Source organism: Bacteroides sp. 1001302B_160321_D4 (assembly GCF_015667765.1).
GTDB classification, from domain to species: Bacteria; Bacteroidota; Bacteroidia; order Bacteroidales; family Bacteroidaceae; genus Bacteroides; species Bacteroides xylanisolvens.
Map to the genome: position 1 here is coordinate 1 of NZ_JADPLO010000092.1, position 18085 is coordinate 18085.

Here is an 18085-nt window from a genome sequence, read left to right on the forward strand (position 1 = left end):
GCTTAAAGATACAAAAAAGGCAACTAACTCGCAATGAATTAGTTGCCTTAAATTTTATTATTTTAGGAATATCCCTATTTATAAGTAGGATTTTAAGGAGATGTTCTTTTGTTCTTATGCGTTGATGGAAGAGGCTTTTCGGCCTCTTTATTTTTCGGTTATTTCAGTCCTTCCAATAGTCTCTTCAGAACGACAGTTGCCGAGATTTCACGATTAGCAGCTTCCGGAATAACGATTGATTGCGGGCTTTCGATCACATCGTCTGTCACAATCATATTTCTGCGAACCGGAAGACAATGCATGAAATAAGCGTTGTTGGTAACTGCCATTTGACGGTCGCTGACTGTCCAATCACGATCTTTACTTAATATCTGTCCGTAATTGTCGCCGGAATAAGCTGCCCAGTTCTTGGCATATATAAAGTCGGCTCCTTCGAAAGCCTTCATCTGGTCGTATTCTACTTTTGCGTTGCCTACAAATTGCGGGGCGAGTTCATAACCTTCGGGGTGGGTGATGACAAATTCGTAATCCGTTGCGTTCATCCATTCGGCAAAAGAATTGGGAACAGCTTGTGGCAATGGACGTGGATGTGGAGCCCAGGTCATGACCACTTTAGGACGTGCTGTTTTCTTGTATTCTTCAATGGTAATCAAGTCGGCAAAGCTCTGCAATGGGTGGCGTGTTGCCGCTTCCATCGAAAAGACGGGACGTCCGGAGTATTGGATAAATTGATTGATAATCGTTTCCTGATAGTCAAAGTCGCGGTTTTCGAAACGGGCGAAAGAGCGTACTCCGATGAGATCACAATAACAGCCCATCACCGGAATGGCTTCTAAGATATGTTCCGGTTTATCGCCATCCATAATTACGCCACGTTCGGTTTCCAGTTTCCATGCACCTTGATTGATATCTAGTACCATTACATTCATTCCCAAGTTGATTGCAGCTTTCTGTGTGCTAAGGCGGGTGCGCAGACTGGAGTTGAAGAAGATCATCATCAAAGTCTTGTTTCGTCCCAGTTCTACATATTTGAAACGATCTTTTTTAATTTCGAATGCTTCTGCAAGGGCTGATTTTAAATCGCCGATGTCCTGTACACAAGTAAATTTCTTCATACCATTTATCTTTTAATTCTTAATTTTCAATTAGTTTCGTTCAATACCTTGTTTGATTTTTAACGATAAAGGTATCGTCTCAATTTCTTCTCGTTTGCCCGTCTCCTTCGATGACCCATTTGTAGGAGGTGATCTCTTCCAGTCCCATCGGACCGCGCGCATGTAGTTTTTGCGTACTGATTCCGATTTCTGCTCCTAATCCGAATTGCGCTCCGTCAGTGAAGGCAGTAGATACATTGGTGTATACGCAAGCTGCATCCACAATCTTTGTGAATAAGGCTGCACGTTCCTTGTTTTCGGTAACAATACACTCGCTATGTTTGGAGCTGTTTTCCTGAATATGTCCTAAGGCATCTTCGAAGCTTTTTACGGTCTTGACAGCCATTTTATAATCCAGAAACTCTGTGCCGAAACTTTCTGCTTTGGCGTGTTCCAGGAGTTCGGCTGGATAGCGGCCTTCTAATGCTTGATAAGCTTGCGCGTCAGCATAGATAATGACATGGCTGTCTTTTAATTTCTCGCAAAGCATAGGGAGATCGGTCAGTCTCTTCTCATGTATAATGCTGCAGTCCAGCGCGTTACATACGCTAACCCTGCGTGTCTTCGCATTATGAATAATAGCTGCCCCCTTGTTTACATCTCCAAATTCATCAAAGTAAGTGTGACAGATACCTGCCCCTGTTTCAATAACGGGAATTTTGGCATTTTCGCGTACGAAATGGATCAGGCTGCTGCTGCCTCTGGGGATAATCAGGTCTACGTAACCCACAGCATTCAGCAATGCTGCCGTAGCTTCTCTATCAGCCGGAAGTAGTTCTACAATGTGTGGATTGATATTGAATTTCTTCAATACTTCGTGAATCACACTGATGATAGCCCGGTTGGAACAATCGGCATCACTTCCTCCTTTCAATATGCAGGCATTTCCACTCTTTAGACAAAGGGAGAAAACATCAAAACTGACATTCGGACGGGCTTCATAAATAATTCCTATCACTCCGAAAGGAACGCTGACTTTTGTCAATCTCATCCCATTGGGGCGAACACTTTCTTTCAACACTTTACCCAAAGGAGAGGGGAGTGTCGCTACATTGCGTGTGTCGGCAGCAATGCCTTTTAAACGTTCTTCCGTCAATTTCAACCGGTCGTACTTCGGATCATTTTTGTCCATCCGTGCGAGGTCTTTTTCATTCTCTGCAAGAATGAAAGGTGTTTCTGCAATTGCTGCGTCAGCTACTGCATTTAAAATCTGATTGATGATGTCATCATTCAGCAAGGCTAATTCCCGACTTGCCACCTGTACGGCAGCAAAGGTCTCGTTTAAATTTGTAGTCATTTGCTCCTTTTTTGCATTAAATGGAAAGATAAACTATGCAAATATAGTGAATGATGTGAATAAAACTTGTTGAAAACAGAAATAAATGTTGCTTTTGTGATGGTATATAGATTGTAGAGACATATAGTTCTAATTTCGTATCTCTTTTTCTGATTAGTTGAAAATTCATTTCGGTATAGAAATGAGGTAAACTCATACAATTATAATTCAAAAAAACTTCCGTAAACATTCTCAAGTATACTTATCCCTATGAGAAAAAATACTCATAGGTATGAGAAGAAATACTCATTATAATGAGAACTTTTTCTCATTGCAGTGAGAATATACCCTTGTTAGAATAGGCTGAAACAGCTCATTGCTGTTTCAGAAACAAGCTAATTTTAGTCTAAAATCGGATAAAACAGAAATTCTTATTATTAATTATTCAATGTATAGATAGTCATAATGTACTACCGGTTTCTTTCCATGCTTACCGATTGCTTCTTGCACCTGTTTGGAATCGCAGTTCACCTTTCCAACGCCCACTTGATTTCCTTGAAAGTCCATGATACGCACAATGTCATCTTTCTCAAATTCACCTTCAACGTGAGTAATTCCGATGGGGAGGATGCTGACAGCCTTTTCAGAGTTTAGAACTTCTGTCGCACATTCGTTGATGTGAATTTCTCCTTTGGCAAACCCCTCGCTATGAGCAATCCATTTTTTTACACTGGATACCGGTTCGTTTGAAGGGATAAAACGTGTACAAAGCGTTTCTTTCGGATGCTGAAGCAAATCTACCAGAATATTATCCCGTTTCCCGTTGGCAATAATCACTGTAATTCCTTCATCAGCTACTTTGCGGGCAATATTTGTTTTCGTCAACATTCCTCCCCGTCCGAAACTGGACTTAGTTGCCTGAATATAATTGGATAAATCTTTTCCGTGATCGATCTCCCGGATAACAAAAGAACCCGGATCAGCAGGAGAACCATTGTAAATTCCGTCGATATTACTTAAGATAATGAGAGCCTGTGCATCCATCATGGAAGCGATGAGTCCGGACAATTCATCATTATCAGTGAACATAAGCTCGCTGACGGAAATTGTATCATTTTCGTTGACAATAGGAATGACATTATTTTCAAGCATTACCGTCATACAGTTTTTCTGATTTAGATAATGGCGGCGGGTACCAAAACTTTCTTTCGTGGTTAACACCTGACCAACAGGAATACTATGCTCGCGGAAAAGTTCGTAGTAACGGTTGATGAGCTTAGCCTGACCTACGGCAGAAAACAACTGGCGTTGGTCTACACTATCGAGTTTTTTCTGTGGATGCACTTCACTGCGCCCGGAAGCAACAGCTCCCGAAGAAATCAGAATGATTTCCACCCCGGACTTATGCAATTCCGCTATCTGGTCAACAAGTGCCGACATACGGGTAACGTCCAGCGTTCCGTCTCGGCGTGTCAATACATTGCTTCCTACTTTTACTGCGATTCGTGTAAATTCCTGTTTCATTCCTACTAACGATTTGAAAGCACAAATATAGAGCTTTTTGCCGATATGTTACCAAAACAGGCTAAAAAGAATTATCTTTGCAGTCAGATAGAGAAAAGATAAGCAATGAAACATACAAACCCACAAGTAGAACAGATGACCTCTTTCATCGTAATGGATGTGTTGGAGAGGGCGAACGAATTGCAAAAACAAGGCATTGATATTATTCATCTGGAAGTTGGCGAACCCGATTTTGATGTGCCGGCCTGTGTGGCGGAAGCGGCAAAAGCGGCTTATGATCGTCATCTGACTCATTATACACATTCTTTGGGTGATCCGGAACTGCGACGGGAAATTGCCGCTTTTTATCTGCGCGAATATGGGGTAACGGTAGATCCGGATTGTATTGTTGTGACTTCCGGGTCTTCTCCTTCTATTCTTCTTGCATTGATGTTGCTCTGCAATCCGGATAGTGAAGTGATTCTTTCCAATCCGGGGTACGCTTGCTATCGCAATTTTGTGTTGGCAACGCAAGCCAAACCTGTTTTGGTTCCTTTGTCTAAAGAATATCTGCAATACGACATAGAGGCTATCCGTAAGTGTGTGAATCCGCATACTGCGGCTATCTTTATCAATTCTCCGATGAATCCGACCGGAATGTTGTTGGATGAAAAGTTCCTGAAAGAAGTGGCAGCGTTGGGAGTTCCTGTCATTTCAGATGAAATTTATCACGGCCTTGTGTATGAAGGGCGTGCACACAGTATCCTTGAATATACCGATCAGGCTTTTGTCCTGAACGGATTCTCTAAACGTTTTGCGATGACGGGGCTTCGGTTGGGTTATTTGATCGCACCTAAATCTTGTATGCGATCTTTGCAAAAGTTACAGCAAAATCTGTTTATCTGTGCGTCCAGTGTTGCCCAGCAGGCAGGGATTGTCGCATTGCGGCAGGCTGAACCGGACGTGGAACGGATGAAGCTGGTTTATGATGAGCGTCGCCGATATATGATTGCCCGTCTCCGGGAAATGGGTTTTGAAATAAAAGTAGAACCTCAAGGGGCATTTTACATTTTTGCTGACGCACGCAAATTTACTACCGACTCTTATCGTTTTGCATTCGATGTACTCGAACATGCACACGTCGGTATTACTCCCGGGGTAGATTTTGGTACGGGAGGCGAAGGATATGTACGTTTCTCCTATGCAAACTCATTGGAGAATATCCGTGAAGGACTCGACCGTATCAGTCGTTATCTTTCTCGGCCCGGCTCCTGATAAGTGCGGTGGCCGCTTCGTATTGATCCTCGGTGACAAGAACGGATACGGAAGGAGCGATATAGGGTGCCAGTGTACCCATAATCCCATCTTTGATTACGCAACGGATGTCATTGCTTTCTAATAGCCCTTTGATGATCTCGGCTTCCCATGGGGATCCGGAGAATACTTCTATTGCTTTGCTATAATCTTCTTCTTTCATGATCTTGCTTATTAGGGGTTATCTACAAATATAACAAAAAAGAGAGAGAAACGGTTACTTTTTTTCTTAAATTTTATTCGAGCGTGATGTGTTTTACACTAATCTGCTGTTTCAGGAAAGTAGAGGCCGATTCTGAAAACTTTTCTTCCGCTTCGGTCGTGTAAAACTGACAGTTCCCATTCTTCGTGCATTTTGCATCCATTTCGGGATGTCTTTTCAGATAGTCTTTCAGACTTTCCGCAACATACTCGCCTTGCGCAATTACACTGATATGCTCCGGAATATATTGCCGGATTTTGGGTAGAAGTATGGGGAAATGAGTACATCCGAGAATGACAGTATCTATTTGAGGATCCTTCGATAGCAATTGGTTGATGTACTTCCGGATAAAATAGTCTGCTCCTTCGTCCTGTGATTCATTGTTTTCAACTAGTGATACCCACATCGGACAGGCTGTGCCGCTGACCTGGATTTCAGGAAACAACTTGTGTATTTCCAACGGATACGATTCGGATTTGATGGTGCCTGCTGTTGCCAGTACACCGATATGCTGGTTTTTGCTTATCTCTCCGACACACTCTACGGTAGGGCGGATGACTCCGAGCACACGGCGAGCCGGATCGATGCCTGGTAAATCATTCATCTGAATACTGCGCAAAGCTTTTGCGGAAGCTGTATTGCAAGCTAATATAACCAGGTGGCAGCCCATATCAAATAGTTTGTTGACTGCTTGCCGGGTAAATTCGTATACGACCTCAAAAGAACGTGTTCCGTAAGGAGCACGTGCATTATCTCCCAAATAGATATAATCATATTCCGGTAATACTTCTCTTATTTTGTCTAAGATGGTCAGACCTCCGTAACCGGAGTCAAATACTCCGATCGGTCCGGGCGTATTGGATAGATGTTGCTTCATGACACACTTGATTTATATACGCAAATGTACGCCAAAAAAAGGGAAAGAGAAAGAAGGATCAACTTCTTTCTCTTTCCCTTTTGGTATTTCTTTATTCTTGCTCAGTTCCTATTTGATACCAAGATTTGCTTTTACCTTGCTAGTCAAGTTGATGCTCTGTGATTCGTTTACGTATGGAATCGAAGTTCTTGCCAGGTCGAAGATGTAGATTACCCCTTCAGCAGCGCCTACGGCTTTGATAGCATTGTCCAACTTCTGATAGATAGGAGCCATGGCATCATTTTGTGCTTTCGCCATTTGCTGTTGAGCATCTTGTTGGAATTGCTCTTGTCTTTGCATCATATCTTGCAATTCTTTTTGTCTTCTTTCAGCGATGTTGGGAGGAAGAGAATCCTTAGCGATAGCTTGTTGGAATTCCTGATATTTCTTGTTGAATTCTTCCTGCGTTCTCTGAAGTTCAGCAGTAAGTTGTTTTTCTAAAGTCTGAATGTCATTTTGAGCTTTGGTGAATTCGGGCATCACAGTGATGATTTCCTGTGCATTAATGTGGCCGAATTTCAGGTTCTGTGCAAATACACCCATTGGGAGTGCAAGCAACATTACAAGTGCAATTTTTTTTAGCATAGTTCTATAATTTATTTGAATGATTTTTAGTTATTTCCAGCTGCAAATGTATGAAATTAATTTGAATATCCTAATTTTCTTAGGATTTCATCACTAATATCTATGCGTGGATTTGCAAATATTATACCTGTAGCAGAGGCTCTGTCGATAATCAAATCATATCCATGTTGCTGTGATATAGCTTTCACGGCTTCATAAATATCGTCCTGAATCGGAGTAATCAACTTATCTCTCATCTTGGCTAATTCGCCTTCCGGACCGAAGTAGTTACGCTTCAACTCGGCTGCCGCTTTTTCTTTAGCTACGATTGCATCTTCTGTCTTTGTCTTTTGTGCGGCAGAAAGAGTGGAAGATTTTGCCTGGTAATCCTGGAACATCTTCTGTGCTTCTTTTGCCAGGGCTTCTACTTCGCTCTGGTATTTCTTCGTAGCTTCTTGCATTTGCTCATTAGCGCTTTGAGCTGCCGGAATATTCTTCATGATATATTCCGTATCGATCAGTGCAAACTTCTGTGCATTTGCCGCCATGCTGACAGCAAACAGCATCATGATTAATAGAACAGACTTTCTCATAACGTTTAGTTTTTGATGATACATTAGAATTCTTGTCCTAAGATAAAGTGGAATTGACTTCCTCCGTATTGTTTAGAACCAAATACTTTATCGAAACCGTAACCCCAGTCAATACCCATCATACCAATCATCGGCAGGAAGATACGAACACCGACACCGGCAGAACGTTTCAACTCGAATGGATTGAATTTCTTGATATCGTGCCATGCGTTACCAGCTTCTAGGAAACCTAACACATAAATGTTAGTACTTGTTTCCAGCATCAACGGATATCTTAATTCAATGCCGAGGCGTGCGTAAGCATAACCTTCAGATCCGTATGGAGTTAATGAGCTGTTTTCGTAACCGCGCAAAGCGATACTTTCAGTTGCATAAGTTGAATAACCGGTCATACCGTCACCACCCACGTCGAATGTTCCGAACGGAGATTTCTTGTATTGGTTGTAGTGACCTAACAAACCGAATTCAGTACGTGTCATTAACACCAGACATTTCGGATGTGCAATCGGGTCCATCAACGGAGTATACGTTTTGCCTTTGAATTTCCATTTGTGGTATTCTATCCATTTATGAAGTTTATTCATGTTGTCCTGGGTAATGCTACCTGTTTCAGGGTTACTATAATATCCCTTATAGTCTTTACCGTCCATCAATGAGTAAGGCGGTGTAAGCTGAACTGACAATGAAAAATCTGAACCTGAACGGGGGAAGATCGGGTTGTCAATAGAGTTACGTGCCAAAGTCAATGAAATGCTAAGGTCATTACATTTACCGTTGGTTACCGGGAAGTATTGCCAGTCGCTTAAGTTGTAGCGTTGGTAAGCTAATTCTGCAGAAAGAGTGAAATAGTCATCCGGCCATTTCAGACGTTTACCCCAACCTACGGAAAGTCCCCACATCTTGATAGACTTGTCCGGGTCATAATAGTTTTCGTAGTTGTTATAGTTACCGTAATTGTACATACCATAACCACCGTAACCACTATACATGCTGTTGTAGTAGTTGTTGAAATAGCTGGAATTGTAGTAACGGCTACTGATGTCTGTCTGTACAGAGAAGAAAGCCGATACAGAGAATGAGTTCGGACGTTTACCGCCAAACCATGGATCGAAGAATGAAATACTGTATGATTGGTAGTATTTAGCATTCGTCTGTCCGCTGATGGTCAATGTCTGTCCGTCACCTTGCGGCAGGATACCACGGTAGTTTTCACCCGGGTGTAACAGGTTGGCTACGGAGAAGTTGGTAAACTTCAAACTCAACTTACCAATGATACCCGTTTGTCCCCAACCGGCAGAGAACTCTACCTGGTCGTTGGCTTTGGAAGTCAAAGGCAAGCCTATGTCAACAGTTCCGTTCATCGGATCCGGTTGAATATCCGGTTGCAGTTTTTCCGGGTCAAAGTGGCCCATTTGCTGGATTTCACGCAAAGAACGCATCAAGTCTTCTTTGCTGAACAGCTGTCCCGGGCGGATACGAAGTTCACGGCGAACGACGTTTTCATACAAACGGTCGTTACCACTGATCTTAATCTTATTGATAGTAGCCTGACGGCCTTCATAGATTCTCATTTCGAGGTCGATAGAGTCGCCTACGATATTTACTTCTACCGGATCAAGGTTGTAGAAGAGGTAACCGTTATTGTAATATAAGTTACCGATAGCATCGTCGTCTGTAGAAACACGCTCATTCAACAACTTCTGGTTGTATACATCGCCTTTCTTCATACGAAGCAGGAAGTTCAACTGTTCCGACGGATAAAGAGTATTACCTACCCATGTCACGTTACGAAGATAGTATTTCTGACCTTCGTCTATATCCAAATATACATCTACTGTCTTTTCATCATATTGTGAAACGCTGTCTTTAACGATCATTGCATCACGATATCCCAGCTCATTATACTTGTCGATGATAAGTTGTTTATCTGCTTCAAAGTTTTCCGGCACGAATTTCTTGGTGCGGAACAAGTTTAGAAGTTTACCTTTCTCATTGGTTTTCTTCATTACTTTTTTCAGCTTGGAAGCCTTGATTGCAGTGTTTCCTGCAATGGTGATTTTGTGTACTTTGATTTTCTCCTTTTTGTCTATATCAATATCCACAATCACCTGATTCTCGCTGGAAGGATCGTCTTTCTGTGCGATGATTACTTCGGCATTTTTGAATCCCTTGTCATCAAAATAACGTTTGATCAATGTTTTGGCACGGTCTACGGTATTCGGAGTAATCTGCATACCTTTTACCATTCCTAGCTTGGCCTCAAGGTCGGTACGTTCTGACTTTTTCACACCGTGGTAGCGTACATCTGCGATACGTGGGCGTTGTGTCAGGCTGATTTTTAACCAGATTTTGTTGCCTTCTATTTTCTCGGCTGTGATTTGTACATTCGAGAACAAACCATGACGCCAATAACGTTTGATTGCTCCAGTGATTTCGTCACCCGGCACAGTAATTGTTTGTCCTACCGATAGTCCGGATAGTCCAATCAATACATAGTCTTCATAATTCTTTACGCCTTCGACTTTAATATCTGCTATCTCATACTTTTTGGGTGTTCCGGAGTATAAGATGACAGGTTTTGAGTCTTCATCAGTGTTAGCATTTTGCGCAACGCCTGTTGTCGCAAAGCAGCACAGGCAGACAAACGTTATGAATATAAAGGAAATACGATAATGCATTTATGTTATAATTTGATGTTTCGAGTTATATTAGCTGATCTGTTCACTGGTTTTGCCGAATCGGCGTTCCCTTTGTTGGTATTCCCAAATGGCTTTGTAGAGTTCTTCTTTGTCGAAGTCCGGCCAGAAGGTATCACAAAAATAAAGCTCCGAATAAGCACATTGCCATAAGAGATAATTGCTTAACCGGATTTCTCCTCCCGTGCGGATCAGTAAATCCGGGTCGGGCATAAAATTAGTATCCAGATGAGATGAGATACACTCATCGGTTATTTGCTCGGGAGATATTTCTCCCGTTTTTACCTGCGTTGCTATTTGCCGTACCGCTTCTGTTATTTCCCAACGGGATGAGTAACTAAGAGCTAGTACCATATACATTCCACTATTCTTGGATGTGCGTTCTATACATGACGTCAAACTTTTCTGAACTTCAACCGGTAACTTCTTGAAATCACCGATTACGTTGAAGCGAATATTGTTCTTCATCAGTGTCTCTTCTTCAATAGATTCTAGCAATAGATTCATCAAAGCCGCTATCTCGTCTTGCGGCCGATTCCAGTTCTCGGTTGAGAAGGTATAAAGTGTCAGGTACTTAATCCCCAGTCTGGCAGCATCTTCAGTAATATTCTGTACCGTTTCTGCGCCAGCACGGTGACCGTAAGTACGTTCTTCCCCTCGTTGTTTTGCCCATCGTCCGTTTCCATCCATAATGATGGCTACGTGTTGTGGTATCCGAGTTTTGTCTATTTGTTCTATATAGGACATCTTTTTATTTTAAACGTATACGTTTTTATTTCTTGGCATTTGCCAAATCAAACCATAGCTGATTAAGACGACCACGCCATACCTCTGAATCATGCTCATATGTGCGTGGTTCAGTTGTGGTTGCCTTTGTACTTTCTTCTTTCTCTACCTCTTCTTCAAAACTTGCACTTCCTTTACTAAAGATAATCCATAGATTTTGAGTGTCAGGATCTAGTACCATTGAATAGTTGGTTTTGCCTCTGAATTCAGGATCTACATCGGGATCTGGAGTTCCTCCTTTGCTCCAATCTCTATGGGGGAAAGAGAACTTAGGATTCGCCTTTTTCCAGAATAATCCTTGATTGGAAACATAAATAGAACTGAAGTCTTGACCAAATATGTATACTAAGTCATTATAATATATAATAGATGGTTGAGTGTATTTAGGGCAGTATGCAACAGAGGAAGTAGTTGAGAACTCAACCCATTTGTTTCCGTCATATGCCCATACAATGGTCGTTTCTAATTTACTGTCATCAGCCAAAGTCGCAGTTTCTGTATCTCCTACTAGAAGGACTGAATTAATATTTGTCGAAGACTTATATACTGTATAGGATATATTTTTAGTTGGAAATTTAGATGGCACTTTTCCTCCATTTTCAGCTTTATCCAAAGTCTCTTTTGGTACATCATTTGTTTGATAATAGAAATAGCGTTGGTTATCTGCTCCTTTCTTTATATAACAAATTCTGCTGACATCGTTATTAGTCAATGTGGCTAGTAGCAATTCCACTCCCTCACCAAACATCGTTGATTCATTCCATTTTTCTCCATCTGCAGATTCATATACTTTACCATCACCATTGGAGGTGGCATATAACATGGTTCTGCTTCTGTTGAATTGGAAGGCAATGATAGAAGTCGGAAGTTTGCCTTTTGGTAATCCCTCTATTTCTTTATACTCCCAACTGCCAAAGTTTGTTAAAGAGTTTTTGTATGCATATAACTTTGTGCCAACTACAGAGTATGTGAGAACTTCACTTCCAAAAATAATAGATTTTTGTTCTCCTACAATTTGGTCATCTATTTTATTCATATATTTCCACCTTAACGAATCCGGATCATAGTCATGCACATTTACTTTGATCTTGTATTCCTTAGTTTGATTAGGAGATATACCCGCTAATGCTTCTGTTGACCATACTTTTATAATAAGTTCTTTCCGAAGATCGATTGAATCATTAATGTTTAAGACAGAATCGTTTCCGCTTTTGTCCTTCATCGTAACGACACCTGATGCCGTTGTTAATGTTTTGATTAAAATCTTGTCAATGATGGTATCGGCATGAACAGGAAGAGAGTCTTCGTTATAGATTTCACGTGATAATTGGTCAATAGTGAATTTATAACTCCCAAGGCCTGCTGTGTCAAGTGCAAACGCATGTATAGTTGCATCCGGGCTATATTCGATGTTATTATCGTCATCAAGACATGACGTTATAACAAATGACACCATGAAAAAACTCGCAATGAATGATAAAAACTTTATTTTCATTTGAAAGATTGTGTTTATTTACAAGTTGCAAAAATAGAAACATTTTTTCCGATAATGAACATTACAGGTAAGTTTTATATAAAATTATAGATAATAACACTGTTTTTATCGACGTAAAACCCCCTGAATAGAACTATCTTAGCTATAATCGACGAACATAATGCCAAATTTGTCTTTCGAAGTGTTCTTCTATCGAATAACTAAAATTATCGTCCATTTGAGGTGCTTTAACACCGGAGTGTAATCGGCCGGGGCACTTTTCGATATAGGCTTCATCCCATAGCTCATTATCAATGAATGATTGCAGCAATTGCCTGCCTCCTTCCACCAATAATGATTGTATTTTTCGTTGATACAATGCTTCCATGATCTGTTTCAGTGGGTTATGGTTAAAGTTGATGGTGATATATGTGATGTTCTTTTTTTCTGGCTGTTGCTTTTCGGTAAAGATTAATGTAGGCACGTTGCCATCGAATATTTGTGAATCATTAGGTAGGGATAGCGTGCGATCTAACACAACGCGTATCGGGTTGTGCCCATACCAGTTGCGTACCGTAAGTGACGGATTATCCAATAAAGCAGTTCGCCTGCCTACCATAATCGCATCCGCCTCCGCTCTTTTTTTATGCACTAGCATGGAAGTAAGAGGAGAGGAGAGGACTACCGGTTTTCCGTCTGTACGTTCTATATCAATAAAGTGGTCGGCTGATTCTGCCCATTTCAGTGTAATGAAAGGACGGTGAAGCGTATTAAAAGTGATAAAACGGCGAATCAGCGATTTACATTCTTCCTCTAATACACCGACTGTCACTTCTCGTCCGGCATCCCGTAATTTCTGAATTCCCCGTCCCGCCACTTCTGAAAAAGGGTCTTGACAACCGATAACAATGCGTGGAATCTGCTTCTCTATAATAAGATCGGCACAAGGAGGCGTTTTCCCATAGTGGGAACAAGGCTCCAGACTGACATAAATCGTGGAACGTTTCAATAATGACTCATCTTTGACAGAACGGATCGCATTAACCTCCGCATGCGCCTCTCCACAGCGAATGTGGTAACCTTCGCCGATAATTCGCCCGTCACATACGATAACGGCCCCTACCATCGGGTTTGGAGATACGTTGCATAACCCATTCTTTGCAAGCTCAATGCAACGTCTCATGTATTTTTCTTCTTCCATTTTGGTGCTCTTCGCCATATTATTCTTACTTTTGCACTCCGAAATTGTGAAAATATGAATCGTATCACCGCTTACATTCGCCAATCTTTGCAGGAAATCTATCCACCGGAGGAGGTAAAAGCCCTTTCGATGCTGATTTGTTGCGACATGTTAGGTTTAGATGCGCTCGATATTTACATGGGCAAAGATATAATTTTATCCGAATGCAAACAGCGTGAATTAGAAAACATTATATTCCGTTTACAGAAAAATGAACCTATACAGTACATTCGTGGTATTGCGGAGTTTTGTGGAAGGAATTTTAAGGTTGCTTCCGGCGTGCTGATTCCCCGGCCGGAGACTGCGGAGCTTGTAGAACTAATAGTAGAGGAGAATCCGAATGCTCGTCGTCTATTAGATATAGGTACGGGAAGCGGATGCATTGCGATCTCTTTGGATAAAAAACTTCCGGATGCAGAAGTAGAAGCTTGGGATATTTCCGAAGAAGCATTAGCTATTGCTCGTAAAAACAATGACGCCTTGGAAGCTCGGGTGAGATTTCTACAAAGAGATGTTCTGGCCGATGACTGGGAAAAGATACCGTCTTTTGATGTTATTGTCAGCAATCCGCCTTATGTGACCGAAACGGAAAAGAACGAAATGGACGCTAATGTCCTTGATTGGGAACCGGGGCTGGCCCTGTTTGTTCCTGACGAGGATCCTTTACGGTTTTATAATCGTATTGCCCGTCTAGGAAGTGAATTACTCTTGCCGGGTGGGAAACTTTATTTTGAAATCAACCAGGCCTATGGCCGGGAGACAGCACACATACTTGAAATGAACCAATATCGTGATGTTCGTGTTATAAGAGACATATTTGGAAAAGATAGAATAGTTACAGCTAACCGATGAGTGCACAATTAACTGATGAAGAGGCTTTAAATCGCGTAGCCTCTTACTGCTCCACTGCCGAGCATTGTCGGGCAGAAATAAATGAGAAGTTACAACGTTGGGGAATTGCCTATGATACCATTGCGCGTATTCTTGACCGACTGGAATCAGAGAAGTTTATCGATGATGAACGTTTCTGCAGAGCTTTTGTGAATGACAAGTTCCGCTTTGCCAAGTGGGGGAAAATGAAAATAGCCCAAGGGCTTTATATGAAGAAGATCCCATCTGATGTGGCATGGCGTTATCTGAACGAGATTGATGAAGAAGAATACCTTTCTATTCTGCGTGACCTGCTGGCTTCCAAACGGAAAAGTATCCATGCAGCAGACGATTATGAATTGAATGGAAAGCTGATGCGATTCGCTATGAGTCGTGGTTTTGAACTGAAAGATATTAAGCGTTGTATCGACATTCCCGATGAAGAGGAACAAATTGACTGAAAAAATAAACGGATTCTTCTTTTTATTCTCGTTCAATTTCTGTACTTTTGCGGCAAATAATTAATAGTTAGTTTAGTTATGAAAAACTTAGAGAGACTATTTGCGGAGAAACTGTTGAAGATTAAAGCTATTAAACTTCAACCCGCTAACCCTTTTACATGGGCTTCTGGATGGAAATCCCCCTTTTACTGTGACAACCGTAAAACTCTGTCCTATCCTTCTCTTCGTAATTTTGTGAAGATTGAAATTACACGTCTGATATTGGAACGATTCGGACAGGTGGATGCGATTGCTGGTGTGGCTACAGGTGCTATCCCGCAGGGAGCTTTAGTGGCTGATGCATTGAATCTGCCGTTCGTGTATGTTCGTTCTACCCCCAAAGATCATGGATTGGAGAACCTGATTGAAGGTGAACTTCGTCCGGGTATGAAAGTCGTAGTCGTAGAGGATTTGATTTCTACAGGTGGTAGTAGTTTGAAGGCTGTTGAAGCAATTCGTCGCGATGGTTGCGAAGTGATCGGTATGGTTGCAGCTTATACGTATGGATTCCCAGTAGCAGAAGAGGCATTCAAAAATGCGAAGGTGACTTTGGTAACGTTGACCAATTATGAAGCAGTGCTTGATGTTGCTCTTCGTACAGGTTATATTGAAAAAGAAGACATACAGACATTGAACGAATGGCGTAAAGACCCTGCTCATTGGGATGCTGGAAAATAAGATTCATTTTTTGATCAAACATATTTGGTAAAAAGAACTGTTCGGACAATATTTGGCCGGATTGTTCTTTTTTTGTTTTATACTAATAGAAGTTTATGAGTAATTTTGAGAGTAGTGTCAAGGTAATACCTTACAGCCAGGAGCGCGTATATAATAAACTTTCGGATTTAAGTAATCTGGAAGCAGTCAAAGACCGTTTGCCAAAAGATAAGGTGCAGGATTTGAGTTTTGATTCGGACACGTTGTGTTTTAGTGTTTCCCCTATTGGGCAATTGACTTTGCAAATTGTAGAGCGCGATCCTTGTAAATGTATAAAGTTGGCAACAACTAACTCTCCTCTTCCTTTTAATATGTGGATTCAACTGGTTGAAACTGCAGAAGAAGAGTGTAAAGTGAAGGTTACTATCGGAATGGATCTTAATCCATTTATGAAAGCAATGGTGCAGAAACCTCTCCAGGAAGGTTTGGAGAAGATGGTTGATATGCTGGCAGTTATTGAATATTAAACTTTTTTTTATGGCACAGAAACTTTGGGAGAAGTCCGTACAGGTAAATAAGGATATCGAACGTTTCACGGTAGGTCGTGATCGTGAGATGGATCTTTATTTAGCCAAGCATGATGTGCTTGGTTCTATGGCTCATATTACGATGCTTGAAAGCATTGGGTTGTTGACGAAAGAAGAACTGGACCAGTTGCTGGTGGAATTGAAGAGTATTTATGCCTCGGCCGAAAAAGGTGAATTTGTGATAGAAGACGGGGTGGAAGATGTACATTCGCAGGTAGAATTGATGTTGACCCGTCGTTTGGGTGATATCGGAAAGAAAATACATAGTGGTCGTTCCAGAAATGATCAGGTTCTGTTGGACTTGAAACTTTTTACCCGTACGCAAATTAAAGAGGTTGCCGAGGCAGTAGAACAACTTTTTCATGTCTTGATCCGTCAGAGCGAACGATATAAAAACGTTTTGATGCCGGGATATACACACCTGCAGATTGCAATGCCTTCTTCTTTTGGCTTGTGGTTTGGTGCCTATGCCGAGAGTCTTATGGACGATATGCTGTTTTTGCAGGCAGCATTTAAAATGTGTAATCGTAATCCGTTAGGTTCAGCAGCTGGATATGGTTCGTCTTTTCCTTTGAACCGTACCATGACGACTGACTTATTAGGTTTTGATTCAATGAATTACAATGTTGTATATGCTCAAATGGGGCGTGGGAAGATGGAGCGCAATGTTGCTTTTGCATTGGCTACGATTGCCGGAACAATCTCCAAATTAGCTTTTGACGCCTGTATGTTTAACAGTCAAAACTTCGGTTTCGTCAAGTTGCCCGATGACTGCACCACAGGATCCAGCATTATGCCTCATAAGAAGAATCCTGATGTGTTTGAACTGACACGTGCTAAATGCAATAAATTGCAATCGCTTCCCCAACAGATTATGATGATTGCGAACAATCTGCCTTCCGGCTATTTCCGTGATTTGCAGATTATCAAAGAAGTTTTCCTTCCTGGTTTTCAGGAATTGAAAGACTGTTTGCAGATGACAACCTATATCATGAATGAAATAAAGGTAAATGAACATATTCTTGATGATGACAAATACCTTCTTATTTTTAGTGTGGAAGAGGTAAATCGTTTGGCACGTGAAGGTATGCCTTTCCGTGATGCATATAAAAAGGTAGGTTTGGATATTGAAGCAGGTAAATTCTCGCATACTAAAGAAGTACACCATACTCATGAAGGTAGTATTGGTAACCTCTGTAATGCAGAAATCTCCGCATTGATGCAGCAAGTGATCGATGGATTCAACTTTTGTGGAATGGAGAAAGCGGAGAAAGCACTGCTTGGAAGATAAAATAAACTTTCGGAGGATAGTTTTTTAAACTTTCCTCCGAAAAGATTTGGCAGAAACAAGTAAACTACTTATCTTTGCACCCGTTGAAAAAACGCGGAAATAGCTCAGTTGGTAGAGCATAACCTTGCCAAGGTTAGGGTCGCGAGTTCGAGTCTCGTTTTCCGCTCTTTCTTTGAAAGGATGCTCGAATGGTGGAATGGTAGACACGAAGGACTTAAAATCCTTTGGCCATTGCGGCTGTGCGGGTTCAAGTCCCGCTTCGAGTACGAGTATTCTTTATAAGGCTTCATGAATCATTGATTCATGAAGCCTTTTATTTTTATGGGTGTATAATATACATTTTATTTATTTTCTGGAAAGCTCTATATGATAGCTGCTTGGAAGAAATAAACCAAAAAAGAGTTATAATATTTTTTTATTGTGTTATTAATCTTTTATTTTGCTTTTAGATTATGATTTAAT

General features: G+C 41.3%; 17 protein-coding genes and 2 tRNA genes. 8 read left to right on the forward strand and 11 right to left on the reverse strand.

Features of this window, described 5'->3' with window-relative positions:
- Window positions 1–158: 158 nt before the first annotated feature.
- From KFO40_RS23715 to proB, 3 genes are all read right to left on the reverse strand, one after another.
- A complete protein-coding gene (locus KFO40_RS23715; RefSeq protein WP_008024468.1) occupies window positions 159–1115 on the reverse strand; it encodes an acetylornithine carbamoyltransferase in 957 nt (318 codons plus the stop codon).
- Between the two features lie 79 nt (window positions 1116–1194).
- Window positions 1195–2451, reverse strand: coding sequence for a glutamate-5-semialdehyde dehydrogenase (locus tag KFO40_RS23720; protein ID WP_055235910.1), 1257 nt, complete (start codon window positions 2449–2451; stop codon window positions 1195–1197).
- Window positions 2452–2871: 420 nt separating this feature from the next.
- Window positions 2872–3954, reverse strand: coding sequence for a glutamate 5-kinase (gene proB, locus KFO40_RS23725; protein ID WP_055235909.1), 1083 nt, complete (start codon window positions 3952–3954; stop codon window positions 2872–2874).
- Between the two features lie 105 nt (window positions 3955–4059).
- Here proB and KFO40_RS23730 point away from each other — a divergent pair, with 105 nt between their 5' ends.
- Window positions 4060–5208, forward strand: a complete 1149-nt coding sequence (locus tag KFO40_RS23730) for a pyridoxal phosphate-dependent aminotransferase (protein ID WP_211146863.1) — start codon at window positions 4060–4062, stop codon at window positions 5206–5208.
- On the opposite strand, the gene KFO40_RS23735 is transcribed toward KFO40_RS23730, so the two are convergent.
- The 8 genes from KFO40_RS23735 to ribD form a co-directional block, all read right to left on the reverse strand.
- Window positions 5177–5410 carry a DUF2007-related protein gene (locus KFO40_RS23735; protein ID WP_004313000.1) on the reverse strand — a complete coding sequence of 78 codons (234 nt, stop codon included), beginning with the start codon at window positions 5408–5410 and terminating at the stop codon, window positions 5177–5179. The two genes, KFO40_RS23730 and KFO40_RS23735, sit on opposite strands and share 32 nt — an antisense overlap.
- Before the next feature lie 73 nt (window positions 5411–5483).
- Complete coding sequence (gene murI, locus KFO40_RS23740) at window positions 5484–6326, reverse strand: glutamate racemase (protein ID WP_008024472.1); 843 nt, start codon at window positions 6324–6326, stop codon at window positions 5484–5486.
- A gap of 108 nt (window positions 6327–6434) precedes the next feature.
- Window positions 6435–6950 (reverse strand): OmpH family outer membrane protein, encoded by a 516-nt coding sequence (locus KFO40_RS23745; protein WP_004310501.1) that lies wholly within the window; start codon window positions 6948–6950, stop codon window positions 6435–6437.
- Window positions 6951–7006: 56 nt separating this feature from the next.
- The gene (locus KFO40_RS23750; protein WP_008776422.1) at window positions 7007–7522 is read right to left on the reverse strand and encodes an OmpH family outer membrane protein; all 516 of its coding nucleotides are present in this window, start codon (window positions 7520–7522) and stop codon (window positions 7007–7009) included.
- Window positions 7523–7545: 23 nt separating this feature from the next.
- Entirely contained in the window at window positions 7546–10200 is a 2655-nt protein-coding gene (gene bamA, locus KFO40_RS23755; protein ID WP_004313003.1) for an outer membrane protein assembly factor BamA, read from the reverse strand.
- Window positions 10201–10230: 30 nt separating this feature from the next.
- Entirely contained in the window at window positions 10231–10965 is a 735-nt protein-coding gene (locus tag KFO40_RS23760; RefSeq protein WP_004313004.1) for an isoprenyl transferase, read from the reverse strand.
- A gap of 25 nt (window positions 10966–10990) precedes the next feature.
- Entirely contained in the window at window positions 10991–12499 is a 1509-nt protein-coding gene (locus KFO40_RS23765) for a DUF6242 domain-containing protein (protein WP_008645183.1), read from the reverse strand.
- 142 nt (window positions 12500–12641) lie between these two features.
- Window positions 12642–13697 (reverse strand): bifunctional diaminohydroxyphosphoribosylaminopyrimidine deaminase/5-amino-6-(5-phosphoribosylamino)uracil reductase RibD, encoded by a 1056-nt coding sequence (gene ribD, locus KFO40_RS23770; RefSeq protein WP_008645184.1) that lies wholly within the window; start codon window positions 13695–13697, stop codon window positions 12642–12644.
- A gap of 36 nt (window positions 13698–13733) precedes the next feature.
- Here ribD and prmC point away from each other — a divergent pair, with 36 nt between their 5' ends.
- The 7 genes from prmC to KFO40_RS23805 all read left to right on the forward strand — a co-directional run bounded on the left by prmC (window position 13734) and on the right by KFO40_RS23805 (window position 17889).
- Complete coding sequence (gene prmC / locus KFO40_RS23775) at window positions 13734–14570, forward strand: peptide chain release factor N(5)-glutamine methyltransferase (protein WP_049701754.1); 837 nt, start codon at window positions 13734–13736, stop codon at window positions 14568–14570.
- Window positions 14567–15049, forward strand: a complete 483-nt coding sequence (locus KFO40_RS23780; RefSeq protein WP_004299786.1) for a regulatory protein RecX — start codon at window positions 14567–14569, stop codon at window positions 15047–15049. The genes prmC and KFO40_RS23780 overlap by 4 nt, the downstream gene beginning before the upstream one ends.
- 78 nt (window positions 15050–15127) lie before the next feature.
- Window positions 15128–15766: an orotate phosphoribosyltransferase gene (gene pyrE / locus KFO40_RS23785; RefSeq protein ID WP_004313008.1), complete on the forward strand. Its 639-nt coding sequence runs from the start codon at window positions 15128–15130 to the stop codon at window positions 15764–15766.
- A gap of 95 nt (window positions 15767–15861) precedes the next feature.
- Window positions 15862–16272 (forward strand): SRPBCC family protein, encoded by a 411-nt coding sequence (locus KFO40_RS23790; protein WP_004313009.1) that lies wholly within the window; start codon window positions 15862–15864, stop codon window positions 16270–16272.
- 10 nt (window positions 16273–16282) lie between these two features.
- Entirely contained in the window at window positions 16283–17623 is a 1341-nt protein-coding gene (argH, locus tag KFO40_RS23795) for an argininosuccinate lyase (RefSeq protein ID WP_008024486.1), read from the forward strand.
- A gap of 93 nt (window positions 17624–17716) precedes the next feature.
- Window positions 17717–17789, forward strand: a tRNA-Gly gene (locus KFO40_RS23800).
- Window positions 17790–17805: 16 nt separating this feature from the next.
- Window positions 17806–17889 (forward strand) — tRNA-Leu (locus KFO40_RS23805).
- Window positions 17890–18085 lie beyond the last annotated feature (196 nt).